This is a genomic window from Mesorhizobium sp. M2A.F.Ca.ET.067.02.1.1 (assembly GCF_004023285.1).
Classification (GTDB): domain Bacteria; phylum Pseudomonadota; class Alphaproteobacteria; order Rhizobiales; family Rhizobiaceae; genus Mesorhizobium.
Window position 1 is genome coordinate 1 of the sequence record NZ_RZSB01001316.1, and the last position, 733, is coordinate 733.

Below are 733 nucleotides of genomic sequence, written 5' to 3' on the forward strand. Positions count from 1 at the left end.
CCCCGATTCGCAGAAGGCCAGCGTCGTCTCCATGGCGTTCCACCTGATGCATCCGGAGAAATACGGCGAATTCCACACCGCGCTGCTCGGCGGCCAGGGCCGCGCCACCGAAGCGACCGCTATCAAGGTGGCGCTTTCGCTCGGCGCCGATGAGGCGACGCTGCGCGAGAAGATGAAGGATCCGCGCATCGCCGAGACGCTTTCGCGCACCTATGACCTTGCGACGAAACTGTCGATCACTGGCACGCCGTCCTATGTGGTCGGCAACGAGGTGATCTTCGGAGCGCTCGGCCAGCAGGTTCTGGCGGAAAAGATCGAAGAGGCCAAGAGCGCACTGTAGGCGCTTGCGGATACAAAAGCCGGCCGCTGTGGACAGCGTAAGAACGCACTTGCGCTCTTTTCGCGGGCGGCTATGCCCATTATAGAGGCCCAGTGCGCCGGCTTGGGGTCGGCGTGAAACAAGGTCGGCATATTGAAAACGATTTTCGTCCTCAACGGTCCCAATCTCAATGCGCTCGGCAAACGCGAGCCGGGAATTTATGGCGGCAAGACGCTTGCGGCCATCGAAGAGGATTGCAAGGCGGCGGGCGCCGCGCTCGGGCTCGGGATCGATTTTCGCCAGTCCAATCATGAGGGCGATCTGGTCGACTGGATCCAGGAAGCCGGCGAGAAGGCTGCAGGAATCGTCATCAATCCCGGCGCCTACAGCCACACCTCGATCGCCATCCACGAC

The 733-nt window shown here is 61.8% G+C and carries 2 protein-coding genes; both read left to right on the top strand.

The features are described 5' to 3' along the window. A partial coding sequence (locus EOA28_RS37550) for a DsbA family protein (protein WP_148671201.1) occupies positions 1–340 on the top strand: 340 nt, incomplete at its 5' end. Positions 341–472: 132 nt separating this feature from the next. After that, on the top strand, positions 473–733 hold a 261-nt coding region (locus tag EOA28_RS37555), incomplete at its 3' end, for a type II 3-dehydroquinate dehydratase (RefSeq protein WP_128315933.1).